The organism is Peribacillus sp. NPDC097675 (genome assembly GCF_050277655.1).
Classification (GTDB): domain Bacteria; phylum Bacillota; class Bacilli; order Bacillales; family DSM-1321; genus Peribacillus.
The window spans coordinates 262,561-276,130 of sequence record NZ_JBNNSK010000003.1 but is presented as its reverse complement, the minus strand read 5'-3'; the positions used below and the strand labels follow the sequence as shown (position 1 = coordinate 276,130).

Sequence of the window (13,570 nt, the reverse complement as noted above, 5' to 3'; positions counted from 1 at the left end):
ATATAAAAATGGCCATCAACAGTTGAACCGTTGAGGCCATTTTTCATCATGTAAGAGAAACATCAAATAAAGATATTAATATAATCTCCGCAAAAAACGCACCTCGCGATAGCCTTCTTCCTTATTTGTTGTCGTTAGGCTTACCTCGACAATGGAACCCAATAAGTCCGTCATCACTTCTTCAAATTCTTTGGCGGTTCGCGGTTTTGAATGACCTAAGTTTTTCAGCTCTCGCATTAATATCTGAAACCCGGCGTCGGTCTCTATATGGCTGAATTTCACCGGTAAAATCAATGGGCTTTCATTCATTAATTTCAATTCCCAACGGATGGGCTTTGTTTGGTGAATCGTTTTTTCCCTTTTATATCCTTCGATTCGGACAATGTATATGCCATCTTCCAATTCTTGAAACTTCATATGAATATCATCAAAGTCACCCATACGTATCACTCCTTTTTTGTAAAGACTGTCGCTTACAGCTTATTCAAAAATAGAGTGGTTAGCACTTTTAATTATAGTGCTTATATAAAGCCTGGGTGCCACTGTTTTCCTCACCGGCCTCTGCCAGCCCTTCATATAATGATTTGCTCAATGTTAATCCAGGAGCCTGCAATCCCATTTTTTCCACCTCATCAAGCGCAATTTTCATATCTTTAATAAAATGCTTGATATAAAATCCTGGTTCAAAATCTCCCTTAACCATTCGAGGGACAAGATTGGATAGTGACCAACTGCCTGCGGAACCCGATGATATGCTTTGGAGGACCTTTTCCGGGTCAAGGCCTGCCCTTTTGGCGTATGAGATAGCTTCAGTGACTCCAATCATGTTGGAGGCAATGGCAATTTGATTGCACATTTTCGTATGCTGCCCGGATCCCGCGGGTCCTAGATGTACAATATTGCTGCCCATACTTTCTAGAATCGGGAGTATGTTTTCAAATGACTTATGATCGCCACCAACCATGATGGTAAGCTTTGCATCGCGGGCTCCAATATCTCCTCCAGAAACGGGGGCATCAAGAGCTTCCATTCCCTTTTTCTTTGCTTCCTCGGCTATTTTCACTGCAAGGGAAGGTGTGGAAGTAGTCATATCTATTAAAACGGTCCCTTCTTTTGCATGTTCGATAAGCCCCTGTTCACCCAGAAATATCTCCTCGACATCGCTCGGATATCCGACCATGGAAATGATCACATTCGTTTGCTTTCCAATCTCCCTAGGCGATGCTGCCCATTTTGCCCCCTGTACAATCAACTCGTCTGCCTTTTCTTTAGTCCTTGTATAGACAAACACTTCGTAGCCCGCTTTAAGTAGATTTCCAGCCATACTATTCCCCATAACTCCTGTGCCAATAAAACCAATGACCGTGTCTTCTTTTCTCAACATGTCCATTCTCCTCTCGATCCACTGTTGTTGCATTTATATGGATTTAACCATTCCGCCATCTACCAAATAAGATTGGCCGGTTAAATATGTATTCGCACCCGATACAAGGAAAGTAACGAATTTCGCAAATTCCTCTGGTTCACCATAACGCCCAAGCGGAATGTTACTTAGTGATTTTCCGACTACTTCCTCTACATTAACCCCTAATTTCTCAGCGTTGAATCGATCCAAATGTTGGATGCGGTCTGTTGCGATTCGACCCGGTCCAACCGTATTGATTAATATCTTGTCCGGTGCAAGCTCTGAAGCCAAGGTTTTCGCCAATCCAACGATTGCAGTCCGGAATGTGTTCGATAATAATAGGCCAGGGATTGGCTCTTTAATAGACGAAGAAGCAATATTAACGATCTTGCCCCCCTGTTTTTTTAGATGTGGCAGGCTTTCACGAATGGTCCGGATGAAGCTTAATAAATTCAATTCAAACGAATGTTGCCAGTCTTCATCACTAAAGTCAGCAAATGTCCCTCCCGGAGGGCCTCCTGCATTATTAATAAGGATATCCATTCCACCAAATTCTGCAGCCATACTCGCGACTAATGACTTAATGTCATCCGGTTTAGTGATATCGGTAACTTTGTATGATATTTTCCCCTTACCAAGTTTCGATAATTCCTTTTGCACTTCTGCAAGCTTTTCTTCATTCCTAGCTGCAAGCATGACGTTGGCACCTTCTTTAACAAGCTCTTGGGCAATTGCCTTTCCCAGCCCTTGGCTCGAGGCTAAAATCAATGCATTTTTCTTCTGTAAATATAAGTCCATCATACATCCCCCTTATTCAGAAAAAATTAATACCTGCTTTTATTATATCTTTATATGTATAAATCGAAAAATCTGAATTGTCAATATTTTCATCCCCTATTTAATTGTTTTCTAAAAAAATCGCCGACTGGAAATCCAGCCGGCTTTAAAAGGGGGAAATGAGAATGTCAGTTGCCTATAATCGAGCTAAACAACTGTGCTTGTCCTTTATTTACCCATGTATATTTCTGTTAAACATCTTTTTTGAAAAAAAGATAAACTTTTCACCATTGGATGGAACGCCGACTTTTGTCTACTTCTTCACTTTCTCAAGTACAGCTGCCTTCACCTGGTCATTTGTATCCATCGTCAAGACATCTTGTGATAGTTGTTTCATTTCTTCATGTGAAAGTTTCCTGATTAGAGATCGAGCCTTTAGTATAGAGGTGGCACTCATTGAGAACTCATCAAGGCCCAACCCTATTAAAATTGGGACCGCCACTTCATCTCCAGCCATCTCACCGCACATGCCAGCCCATTTTCCTTCTTTATGGGCAGCATCAATCACCATTTTAACGAGTCGTAAAATCGCCGGATTATATGGTTGATATAAGTACGATACTCTCTCGTTCATCCGGTCAGCTGCCATAGTATATTGAATCAAGTCATTCGTACCGATGCTAAAGAAATCCACTTCTTTCGCGAAAACATCCGCCATTACCGCAGTGGAAGGAATCTCAACCATGATACCGATTTCAATTTTTTCGGCTACCGGGATACCCTTTTCTATCAATTCCTGCCGTACTTCTTCTAAAACAGCCTTCGCTTCGCGGAATTCCGTTAATGTAGCAATCATAGGGAACATGATTTTCAGATTTCCGTATATGCTTGCCCGTAGAAGTGCCCGTAGCTGTATACGGAAAATTTCTTGCTCGTTTAAGCATAAACGGATTGCGCGATAGCCAAGGAACGGATTCATTTCCTTAGGAAGTTGCAAATAAGGTAACTCTTTGTCTCCGCCTATATCAAGTGTCCTGACGACAACTGACTTTCCAGCCATCCCTTCCAGAACCGTTTTGTAGGCTTCGAACTGCTCTTCCTCAGTAGGCATTTCATTTCTTCCCATGTAGAGGAATTCCGTTCGGTACAAACCGATTCCTTCACCACCATTTTTGTGAACTCCCTGTAAATCCTTAGGTGTCCCAATATTGGCCGCAAGCTCTACTTGATGTCCATCTTTCGTAACCGTTTCTTCATGAACCAGTTTTGCCCACTCAGCCTTTTGCAAAGCATAGTTCTTCTGAATTTCTTCATATCGCTTCACGAGTTCAGGAGTAGGGTTGATATGCACTTCACCATTCAGACCATCAATAATGACCATGTCACCATTTTCTATGGAAGCAGTCACCGTTTTAGCCCCTACTACAGCTGGTATCTCTAATGAACGTGCCATAATGGCTGAATGGGACGTTCTACCACCAATATCGGTCGTAAACCCTTTAACATAAATCGGATTCAACTGTGCCGTATCAGAAGGCGTCAAATCCTCTGCAATGATGATTACTTCTTCGGCAATCATACTTGGATTTGGAATATGTATACCCAAAAGATGTGATAGCACACGTTTTGTAACATCCCGGATATCTGCAGCCCGTTCCTTCATGTATTCATTATCCATTTGTTCAAACATCGAAATGAACATGCCTGCAACTTCCTTTAAGGAGGATTCAGCATTCACTTTTTCTGACTGGATTTTATCCTGGACCGGACTTAAAAGTTCCGGATCGGAAAGCACTAGTAAATGAGCATCAAAAATGGCTGCCTTATCGGCACCTAAGTCCTGCTCGGCTTTGTTCCGAATGATTTCTAATTCGACTGTGGATTTTTGGATTGCTTCCTTAAAACGGGATATTTCAGCCTCAACATCTTCAACGTTTCTTGTATCAACAGATAATTCTGGCTCGATCAGACGATAGGCTTTAGCGATGGCTATCCCACTTGAAGCTGCAATTCCACTTATCAGTGTAGACATTACTCTGCTAAACCTTCTCTGCTTAGTGTGTCAGAAAGTGTTTTAAGAGCGTCGTTTTCATCGCTTCCTTCAGCTGTAATCGTGATTTCTGCACCTTTTCCGATACCAAGTGACATTACGCCCATGATGGATTTAAGGTTCACTTTTTTCTCTTTATATGCAAGGTTAATTTCTGAATCGAATTTACCTGCCGCTTGTACAAGCAATGTTGCCGGACGAGCATGAATTCCTGTTTCTGCCGTTACTGTAAATGTTTTTTCTACCATATCAATCAATCTCCTTTAAGATAAATTAACAAGAATAGGCTATGTAAGTTTTTTCCCTATTCTAACTAAGAAAGTTACGAAAATCATATGATTTCCTTTTCAGAATATCATTATCATTCTCAACAGACAAACCATAACTATCTTATACTTAAGAATCGTACAAAAATAAATATAAAACTGCAACAATAACTTTACCGGCGCTTAAAGTTTAGATCGCCAATTGAGCGGCTTTTGTGAAAAATGCCTTAAAACTTAACATGATAAAGAGAATGACCGTTATTGAAACGCTACCAAGAATTCCAATCAGTATGGCAATTTGATATTCGATGGCGATAAGGGGACTGATACCCGAGAGAATTTGCCCAGTCATCATGCCCGGAAGGAAAATGATCCCCATACCTAACATGTTGTTCAGGGTGGGTAGCACTGCTGAGTCAAAAGCTGCATCGACATATTTTTTTGCTGCCTTCTGCGGAGTCGCACCAAGCATCAATAATGCTTCCACCTTTTCGCGATTACTAGTGATTCCGTCATGCAGATTTTTTAATGCTAACGTAACTCCGGTCATTGCATTCCCTACAATCATTCCGGCGATTGGGATAAAGTAACGTGGTTCATACCATGGCGTAAAGTGGATGACGACTAGGTTAAAATAAAACAACGCGACCATCGGCCCTGTGAGCATGCTTAGTATCACCATGCGTTTGATTCTCTTATTAAGCGTAAATGATATTTGTTTAAAAATATTCCGGATAGAGAACCAAGCCATCAAACACAAAAACCCTATTGAAAGCAATGGATGAGGATTTTCGAATATATAGGTCAATACATAGCCGGCAAGAATGAGTTGGATTGTCATCCTTACCGTAGCAAGCAAAATTTGTTTTTCCCTTGATATCCCTCGCCATTTCACAATAACTAATAGCAGTACGACAAATAAATAGGCCGCACATAACCGCCAGAGCTCAATATCTATTATCCCACTACGCTCCATTAATAGTCATCCTCCTTAGACTTTTTAAGGACAATTCTCTTCTCAGCGCATGCCTCCGCAAGTTGCTTGGAATGAGTGATCATGATCACCGTTCCCCTTTCCTGTTTCACTTCTGCTAGAAATCGGCTCATGACCTCCAATTCTGTTTCTTCATCAAGCGCGGATGTCGGCTCATCCAATAAATACACGTCAGCCTTTAACAAAAGCAGCCTTGCCAGTGCCAATCGTTGCCTCTCCCCACCTGACAGTTTCTCTGCATCAGCTGATAATGGTTTATTCAATAAAACAGTCTCAAGCACTCTCATGAGCTCCGCCTTTGATCCTGCTTCTCTATCCGTCAGCGCTAATCCCATTTGCAGGTTTTCTTCGATGGTTCCAGGTAAAGTGAGTGGCGTTTGAGAAAGCATCGTGACTTTACGACGGAGCTCAATCGGGTTGAGTGTTTCAAGGAGTTGACCTTGATAGAAAACCGACCCTGAGTCAGGCTCATTCATTCTATTTAATAGACGAAGTAGCGACGTTTTCCCGGCCCCGCTTTCCCCAGTCAAACACGTAATCGTTCTTGCTGGGATTTCAAGATGATCAATAGTCAGAATGCCTTTAAATGTAACGTTTTCAAGCCTGAACATATTATCGGTTCCTACCTTTCATGCTTCACGGTTTCATTATAAGAATAAACTATCATAAAGAAGAATGGATAAAATAAAAATAGAATAATTTTCATTTTCTTTCACCATTTAATAAGGTACTATTATTTCGACCCTTACTAATCCATGGCACCATGGAATACAACATGAATGGAGGAATGATGGTGAAAACACATACATTTTTTAATTCTTATAGGCATGTACTCATCCTGATGGCAATATGTTTGCTTACATTAACGGGTTGCCAGGAAATGCTTGACGATTCAACAGATGAAAATTCTACCGAGGAAAATACAACGTCTTCAACGGAAAACGCCCTTACTACAGACAACAAGGACTCCAGTGAATCAAAAGGGAAAACCTTCAAGGCTGAGATAGTCCGCGTAGTTGACGGGGATACGGTGAAAATTAAAACGGCTAACGGCAGAGAAGAAACCGTAAGACTTCTTTTAATAGATACACCGGAAACCGTCCATCCATCCAAACCTGTTCAGCCTTTTGGTCCTGAAGCTAGCAAGTTTACAAAAGAACTACTGCCTGCAGGTTCAGAAGTAGAAGTGGAAACAGGGATTGGGGAAAGAGATAAATACGGACGTCTGTTGGCCTATTTTTATGTAGACGGCAAAATGGTGAATAAGCTTCTCCTAGAAAAAGGACTGGCCAGGGTCGCATACGTATATGCCCCAAATACTAAATACCTTGACGAATTAGAAGCCATTCAGAAACAAGCGCAAAAAAAGGAGGTTGGCATCTGGTCGATAGAAAATTATGCTACTTCGAAAGGCTTTGATGATTCAAAGGCTGAAAAAGTGACAGCGGAAAAACCAACAAAAAAAACATCTTGCTCCAATCCAGAAATTAAAGGCAACATCAATTCAAAAGGTGATAAGATCTACCACATACCTAGTGGACAGTACTATAAAATAACAAAAGAGGAAGAATTGTTTTGTACAGAACAAGAGGCCGTGAATGCCGGTTTCCGAAAATCACAGAGTTAAGAACATCATCTATTACTATAAAATGATTCCTAAGAAAATTACGAAATATCCTGGAGGATACCTTGTGAAATATAACAGAGATGAAGCATTTCGTTTTCCTTTCGACCCTCCACTTTCTGGTTTTTTTAGCATCATAAGAATAAACAACTTGGAAAACAAAAGCCGGAATGGAGCTATGTCCGTTCTCGATATAAGTGCCGGTGGGCTAAAGTTTCAGTCCAATCTTGAACTTCCGGAGCAAGCAGACATCGAGCTTTTACTAACATTCATCATGAATAAGGATGAACTCAGCTTGCAGGGAAGAGTTCTCTGGAAAAAGAAAAAAGCATCCGCTTATATATACGGATTCATCATGAATGAAAATAAGAGATCGAAAGAAATCATAATCAAGGAACTTAAAATCTATCGGAAAAATAATCAATAGTTTATGTCAGGCATATCCGGACCGCGGGTGTGCCTATTTTTGTGTCCTTTTCATAAAAAACTATAAAATACCACGAATGGGATGGTCATTTTTACAATTTCCCGTTACAAAATTCAATTTTGTCTCTCCATTTTTATCATTTTTCCCCTTTCGATAAATCTTCTGACATTATTTAAGCTGAAAGCACCCGGGAATACACAAAAAGTGCACTTTTTAAAAGGTGTAGAAAATGGACAGTTTTTCAAGTTTATCCGAACAGTTCACTCCGATGATTCATCATGTTATCCGATCACTATCCATCTATAAAAACAAAGAAGACTACTTTCAAATAGGGTTGATCGCGTTATGGGAATCTCAGGGCAAGTATGATGAAGCAAACGGACAATTCTCCAACTTCGCTTATACAGTCATAAAAGGAAGGATGATCAATGAACTAAAACGACAGTATAAATACGATACGTTTAACCAGCCAGTTGATAGAGCTATACTTGATGTTAGAGATCCTTTTTCGTTGGATAAAGAGGCCTTCCTCGGTGAGAATTTCATGACCTACACGAAAAACCTGACATTGAACCAGAAGCGCTGGCTTATCTTGACTTTCATCGAAGATAAAAACCAGAATGAAATCGCAAACATGTTTAATGTATCAACGGCCGCCGTCAAATCTTGGCGAAAAACCACCCTGCATAAATTGAGAAAGGAAATGGAAATTACCTTGTAATAGAAAAAGGACGACTCATCGAATCGAGTCGTCCTTTTACCCAAGTTAACTTCTTGCTTCCTCTAGATACGTATATATGACTTCCCCATTATGTTGGGCATTTCCTCGGAAATGTTTGAAATCTGCTCTTTGTACAAGAACCTCACGAAAACTCAAAAATTCTTCTTTTTTGATCCTGAATTCCTTCATTTCTCGATTCGCTAATTTATCCAGGACAATTCTTGCTTCTTCGGCATCCATTCTATTTCCTCCTCAATTAATATTCGATTTCTTACTCGGGGTAGGAGAAATTCCGTTTCTATTTTAACATAAGCCTCACTCAAATAAAGAACCTGAAGTTTTGTCGCCAATTTGGCTATATTATTCTTTACGAATACCCAAAAATAGTGCAAACTGTAAAGTAAAATATCATAATGTAAATAGATTGGTATTTTTCGTACATAAGAATCATCCAGATACATACTAGTAAGGGTAACTGTGCTCATATGAGTTTCCATAATATAGCATAAAACCACCCATGTCTCACCCAGACCTGTACTTTCTAACTAGTCATTATAACCACTCTGCTCACAGAAGAGATATGATTTCTCTTTACTTGCACTCCCCGGGTCAAAATCTAAACAGCAAGGTGTTCGAATAATCCATTTATTCATAGTTACTGATTATCATTGAAAATGAAATGGGAAAGGATGATTACCATGAAGAAAGCGGAAGTTGGAAATATCATTGAATTTAGAGATGGCTTGCAAGGAATCGTCGAGAAAGTGAACGAGAACTCTGTAATCGTGGATGTCACGTATATGGAAAATTACCTTGACTTGGAACTTGAACAGAAGACAGTTGTCAATCATAAGAATTATAAAATCATTGGATGATGGTGCGAAACTCGCGGAATGGTTCATAACCATTCCGTTTTTCTATTGAGGAACTTTATGGTATATTTGTTTACTATACTATCATTTGTAACTTTTTTCTTTTTTATTCGTATATATGAAAAAGGCTTGTTCGCTTGAAGGAAGTACTTTTACACTCACAAGAGAATTCCAAACAGAAAGTTGAGGTAAATAAGATGAGAAAATGGACGCAGTATATAGGTGGAGCGACAATGGCGGCATTTCTGCTGACCGGCTGTGGGACAACCACGGATGACAAGACTGCTGAACCACAAAAGGCACCGGTAAAGGAAGAGAATAAAGGCGGCTCTACTAATGGAGCTGATAATGGGTCAGAAGAAACAAAAAAAGTGAGACTTATGGAACAAAATCTACAGTATACAATTAATGGGGAGGGAAAAGAAGAAACGGCTTTCCTAAAAAATAGTGATAACCAACCATTCAGCCTTTATGTCTTGCAACAATTCGAATTGACTGCTGAAGAACCTGGAAAGGATATCTTATTCCTTTCTGATGACGACTCTGTATCCATGAGGATTGAATTATTAGCGGATGATGTCAAGTGGGATGAAGTAGAGGCAAATGTCCAAACCCAACTGAAAAGTATATCAGAAAAGATTGAAGATCCAGCACTTAATATAGATAACGGGTCCGGCTACGAAGTCGTGAATGGCGATGAGGTAGTTACTTCAGTCTTGCTTAAAGATGAGAAGGCTCCTGTCCGCTTAACCATGTTTACAAAGAAGGACACCGATTACCGGGATGCTTTCCTAGAGATGGCAAAAACACTGATGAAAGAATCATGATTCATAAAATGGAAGGAAAGGTTTAAGCCTTCCCTTCCATTTTTTTATAATCTTTTCCCTGCTTTGCTTTTCCAGACAAGGATTAAAAACAGTAAACTTATGTATCCAAAGACCGGATAGAGATACCCCAAGAGCCTTCCATAACCGTAAGTGCCAATGATTAACGCTACAATAAAACTGAAAGCAATGATCAATATGCCTGGCACTTTAATATAGTTGCTGATTTGCCTCTGCAATCCATAAATATTTCCGATGACCGAAGTGAAGATTTCCCCATAAATCACTAGAATGAACATCCAATGTAAATGTCCTCCCACCGTTTTCATGATGACTGCCGAAGGAATTTCATAGTTAGCCACATCAGGAAGGGTCATAAGTGAAAAATGGCCGGTCAGCAGAATAACCATTAGGAATACACCACCAAGGATAGCCCCTTTCTTTATAATCTTTTCGTCATTGACCTCATACGCGACCGGAACAAGTACAGCCTGCGCTAAAGCCAGATTAAAAGCGGTATAGGCAAATGGGGAGAAAACCATCTTCAAGCTGATGCCATCTTCAGGGACTTGTGTAAGAGCAGATAAAAACTCTCCCTTTCCTAAAGTCGAGAAGAAAAGAATCAAGCTAAATAGAATCATGATGGGGACCACAAACGTATTGACTGTGAAAAGTCCTCGCATTCCAAGCATCAATACCATTGAAGCCAAAATGACCGTAGCCCAGCTTCCCACACTCTTCGAGATTCCGAGCTGTTCCTCGAAAACGGCACCGGAACCAGATATCATGACCGCTGTTACACCTAAAAGCATAATAAGGAAAAAAATATTGATGATCCCCGCTAGCTTCTTGCCGAATAAAAATTGATTAAACTCTTCATAAGAAGCTGCCCCGATCCTCGCAGAAATCAGCATGATTTTCGTCCCACTGAAAATGAAAATATATCCTGCTATTAAAATCCCGATAAAGCCGTAAACGCCATAACGGGTAAAAAACTCAACAATTTCTTTTCCAGTTGCAAAACCGGCTCCGACGACTGTACCTACATAAACGGCTGCAACCTGAAAAATCCCTGACCATCTTGAAAGCATGTACTCCCCTCCTCCCTACATCTATATGTAAGTAGGAGGAATTTAAGACAGGCCAAGTCATATTAACCTGAATTAATGGAAAAGCCATCAGTTCTATAACCCTAAAAAGCGTTCCTTAAGGTAAAGTACCTCAAGAAACGCTTGTGATTGAATTGCCTTCTAAAATTATAAGGCTTGGTCATCGACAGAACTAAGCCATTCATCAATAACCCTTACTACAGATTGAACAGTCCCTTTTGCAAATGGAGAGTCCAGGTTAGCCGAATCTACTAGTTCTAGGAAAGATTTGCTTCCCCCAAGCTGGCAAAGGTTAAGATAGTCCTTCCATGCACTCTCGTCTTCTTCCATGGATCTTTTCCAAAACTGGAAAGCGCAGATTTGGGCCAATGCATAGTCAATATAATAAAACGGAGATTCATAGATATGGCTTTGTCTTTGCCAAAAGCCACCACCTTCTAAAAATTCATTCCCATCATAATCACGGTGAGGTAAATATTCCTTCTCGATTTTACTCCATGCCTGTCTTCTTTCAAGAGGAGTGGCCTTTGGATTTTCGTACACGAAATGCTGGAATTCATCGACAGCTACCCCGTATGGCAGAAACACGAGCGAGCTGCTTAAATGAGAGAACTTATACTTTTCTGTATCTTCTTCGAAAAACAATTCCATCCATGGCCAAGTAAGGAATTCCATGCTCATCGAATGGATTTCACAAGCCTCGTAGGTCGGCCAATTATATTCTGGAATATCGATATTACGGCTGCGATAAACTTGGAAAGCATGTCCTGCCTCGTGTGTAAGAACATCGATATCACCGGAAGTTCCGTTGAAGTTCGAAAAAATGTATGGTGCCTTATAATCTTCAATAAATGTACAATAGCCACCACTTGCTTTTCCCTTTTTCGCCACAAGATCCATTAAGTTATTATCCATCATAAAATTGAAAAACTCATTCGTTTCGGCAGAAAGTTCACGGTACATTTTTTGACCATTTTCAACGATCCAATCCGCATCGCCTTTAGGGATGGCATTACCCGTACTGTACTGAAAATTCTCATCATAATAATAGAGTTTCTCAAGACCGAGCCGTTTCTGCTGACGTTCCATCAAGCGGCTAACCAGCGGGACAACTTCATCTTTTACCTGTTTACGGAATGCTGCTACCATTTCAGCGTCATAATCAGTCCGAGTCATTCGATAATAGCCGAGCTCGACGAAATTATCATACCCTAATGTCGTTGCAATCCCATTGCGCACCTTCACAAGCTCATCAAATATCCGATCCAATTCGTCCTGTTTTTCTGCAAAGAAGTTATAATAAGCTTCATTGGCATTTTTTCTAACAGAACGGTCCTCCGATTCCCTAAAGGGCTGAAGCTGTGCCAACGTCCGCTCTTCTCCCATAAAATCAATTTTCGCTGAGGCAATTAACTGAGAATACTCGCTTGAAAGCTTATTTTCTTTTTGCAGTTGCGGAATGATCTCCGGGGAGAACGTTTTGAGCTGTGCCTCAGCAAGATCAAACAGTTGCTTTCCCCACTTTGCCTCAAGCTGCGGGCGAAATTTAGATTGGACAAGTTCAGCATAAAATGTGGAAGTCATTTCCTCCATCTCTGGTGAGAAATCATCTAAATAATCATTCTCAGCTTTATAAAATTCATCTGTTGTATCAATCGAATGCCGAATATAGACAAGATTACTCATCGTGCCCACATAGTTTCGAATGATGTTGATTTCTTCTATTGCATCCACTTGTTCTTCTACTTCATTGGCATCGGTAAACTTCTTAAGTGCTTTTGAGAACTTCGCTTTAATTTCATCCAATTTCGGACGTTCATACGCATAGTCGTTAAATTTCATGCTTACACCCCAATATCAATATTTGTATGGCCATTTTTGAATAACCGTAAAATAGTAAATTCGCCATGCTCTTATGTATTGCCTTCCTATTCACGAAAAAAACACCTGCATTATCTTGACCGTTGACACATCTCAAAAGAAAAAAACTGCAAAAACACCTCAATTTAATTAAGGTGCTGATTTACTGGACTATTGTTTCGTGGAGTAGCCGATTTTTTTCAATAATTCAATTGCCGTTGCTTTTTCCTCTTGTGTAAGGACACTCATAATATCATCGATTCTTTTTTCATGATCTGGGAAGACACTCTCAATAAACGCTTTGCCTTTATCCGTGATTTTGGCAAAGGTTACCCGGCGATCATCTTTACAAGCAATCCGCTGTAAAAGTTCCTTCTGTTCTAGTTTGTCCACCACATAAGTAATGCTACCGCTCGCAAGCAAGATTTTTCCGCCGATTTGTTGAAGCGGTTGATCTCCTTTATGATATAACAGTTCTAATACTGCAAATTCAGTAGGATTCAAGCCCGCTTCGGCTATATGTTTATTCACTATATCATTAATTGACCGATGAGCTCTTGACATCACGATAAACAGCTTCAATGACTGTTGGATGTTATCATTTTCCATAACTTCACAACCTTAAAATTTTTAATTAAAAT

Annotated in this window: 16 protein-coding genes; 5 read left to right on the top strand and 11 right to left on the bottom strand. The window is 40.1% G+C overall.

The features are described 5' to 3' along the window. Positions 1-75 precede the first annotated feature (75 nt). The 7 genes from ACQKL5_RS06810 to ACQKL5_RS06780 form a co-directional block, all read right to left on the bottom strand. A complete protein-coding gene (locus ACQKL5_RS06810; protein WP_402968584.1) occupies positions 76-441 on the bottom strand; it encodes a hypothetical protein in 366 nt (121 codons plus the stop codon). A 67-nt stretch (positions 442-508) separates the two neighbouring features. Further along, the gene (locus ACQKL5_RS06805; protein WP_427607418.1) at positions 509-1,417 is read right to left on the bottom strand and encodes an NAD(P)-dependent oxidoreductase; all 909 of its coding nucleotides are present in this window, start codon (positions 1,415-1,417) and stop codon (positions 509-511) included. After that, entirely contained in the window at positions 1,418-2,203 is a 786-nt protein-coding gene (locus ACQKL5_RS06800; RefSeq protein WP_427607416.1) for an SDR family oxidoreductase, read from the bottom strand. Positions 2,204-2,495: 292 nt separating this feature from the next. Beyond that, positions 2,496-4,214 carry a phosphoenolpyruvate--protein phosphotransferase gene (ptsP, locus tag ACQKL5_RS06795; RefSeq protein ID WP_427607415.1) on the bottom strand — a complete coding sequence of 573 codons (1,719 nt, stop codon included), beginning with the start codon at positions 4,212-4,214 and terminating at the stop codon, positions 2,496-2,498. Then, positions 4,214-4,480, bottom strand: a complete 267-nt coding sequence (locus ACQKL5_RS06790) for a phosphocarrier protein HPr (RefSeq protein WP_402867991.1) — start codon at positions 4,478-4,480, stop codon at positions 4,214-4,216. The genes ptsP and ACQKL5_RS06790 overlap by 1 nt, the downstream gene beginning before the upstream one ends. 208 nt (positions 4,481-4,688) lie before the next feature. After that, positions 4,689-5,474, bottom strand: coding sequence for an ABC transporter permease (locus tag ACQKL5_RS06785; protein ID WP_427607413.1), 786 nt, complete (start codon positions 5,472-5,474; stop codon positions 4,689-4,691). After that, positions 5,474-6,103, bottom strand: coding sequence for an ABC transporter ATP-binding protein (locus ACQKL5_RS06780; RefSeq protein ID WP_427607411.1), 630 nt, complete (start codon positions 6,101-6,103; stop codon positions 5,474-5,476). The genes ACQKL5_RS06785 and ACQKL5_RS06780 overlap by 1 nt, the downstream gene beginning before the upstream one ends. A gap of 182 nt (positions 6,104-6,285) precedes the next feature. Here ACQKL5_RS06780 and ACQKL5_RS06775 point away from each other — a divergent pair, with 182 nt between their 5' ends. The 3 genes from ACQKL5_RS06775 (at position 6,286) to ACQKL5_RS06765 (ending at position 8,264) form a co-directional block, all read left to right on the top strand. Beyond that, positions 6,286-7,119, top strand: a complete 834-nt coding sequence (locus tag ACQKL5_RS06775; protein WP_427607409.1) for a thermonuclease family protein — start codon at positions 6,286-6,288, stop codon at positions 7,117-7,119. A gap of 64 nt (positions 7,120-7,183) precedes the next feature. Next, a complete protein-coding gene (locus ACQKL5_RS06770; protein WP_427607408.1) occupies positions 7,184-7,543 on the top strand; it encodes a PilZ domain-containing protein in 360 nt (119 codons plus the stop codon). 229 nt (positions 7,544-7,772) lie between these two features. After that, complete coding sequence (locus tag ACQKL5_RS06765) at positions 7,773-8,264, top strand: sigma-70 family RNA polymerase sigma factor (protein WP_427607407.1); 492 nt, start codon at positions 7,773-7,775, stop codon at positions 8,262-8,264. A 45-nt stretch (positions 8,265-8,309) separates the two neighbouring features. Here the strand turns inward: ACQKL5_RS06765 and ACQKL5_RS06760 are convergent, their stop codons facing one another. Continuing rightward, on the bottom strand, positions 8,310-8,504 hold the full coding sequence (locus ACQKL5_RS06760; protein WP_427607405.1) for an abortive phage infection protein: 195 nt from the start codon (positions 8,502-8,504) through the stop codon (positions 8,310-8,312). Positions 8,505-8,962: 458 nt separating this feature from the next. Here ACQKL5_RS06760 and ACQKL5_RS06755 point away from each other — a divergent pair, with 458 nt between their 5' ends. Both ACQKL5_RS06755 and ACQKL5_RS06750 read left to right on the top strand, forming a co-directional pair. Then, positions 8,963-9,139: a YkvS family protein gene (locus tag ACQKL5_RS06755; protein ID WP_402968613.1), complete on the top strand. Its 177-nt coding sequence runs from the start codon at positions 8,963-8,965 to the stop codon at positions 9,137-9,139. A gap of 194 nt (positions 9,140-9,333) precedes the next feature. Beyond that, positions 9,334-9,963, top strand: coding sequence for a hypothetical protein (locus tag ACQKL5_RS06750; protein WP_427607403.1), 630 nt, complete (start codon positions 9,334-9,336; stop codon positions 9,961-9,963). 44 nt (positions 9,964-10,007) lie between these two features. On the opposite strand, the gene ACQKL5_RS06745 is transcribed toward ACQKL5_RS06750, so the two are convergent. From ACQKL5_RS06745 to ACQKL5_RS06735, 3 genes are all read right to left on the bottom strand, one after another. Further along, positions 10,008-11,051 (bottom strand): YkvI family membrane protein, encoded by a 1,044-nt coding sequence (locus ACQKL5_RS06745; protein WP_427607401.1) that lies wholly within the window; start codon positions 11,049-11,051, stop codon positions 10,008-10,010. 165 nt (positions 11,052-11,216) lie between these two features. After that, complete coding sequence (locus ACQKL5_RS06740; protein WP_427607400.1) at positions 11,217-12,911, bottom strand: M3 family oligoendopeptidase; 1,695 nt, start codon at positions 12,909-12,911, stop codon at positions 11,217-11,219. A gap of 189 nt (positions 12,912-13,100) precedes the next feature. Then, the gene (locus ACQKL5_RS06735; protein ID WP_427607399.1) at positions 13,101-13,538 is read right to left on the bottom strand and encodes a MarR family winged helix-turn-helix transcriptional regulator; all 438 of its coding nucleotides are present in this window, start codon (positions 13,536-13,538) and stop codon (positions 13,101-13,103) included. Between the last annotated feature and the right edge of the window lie 32 nt (positions 13,539-13,570).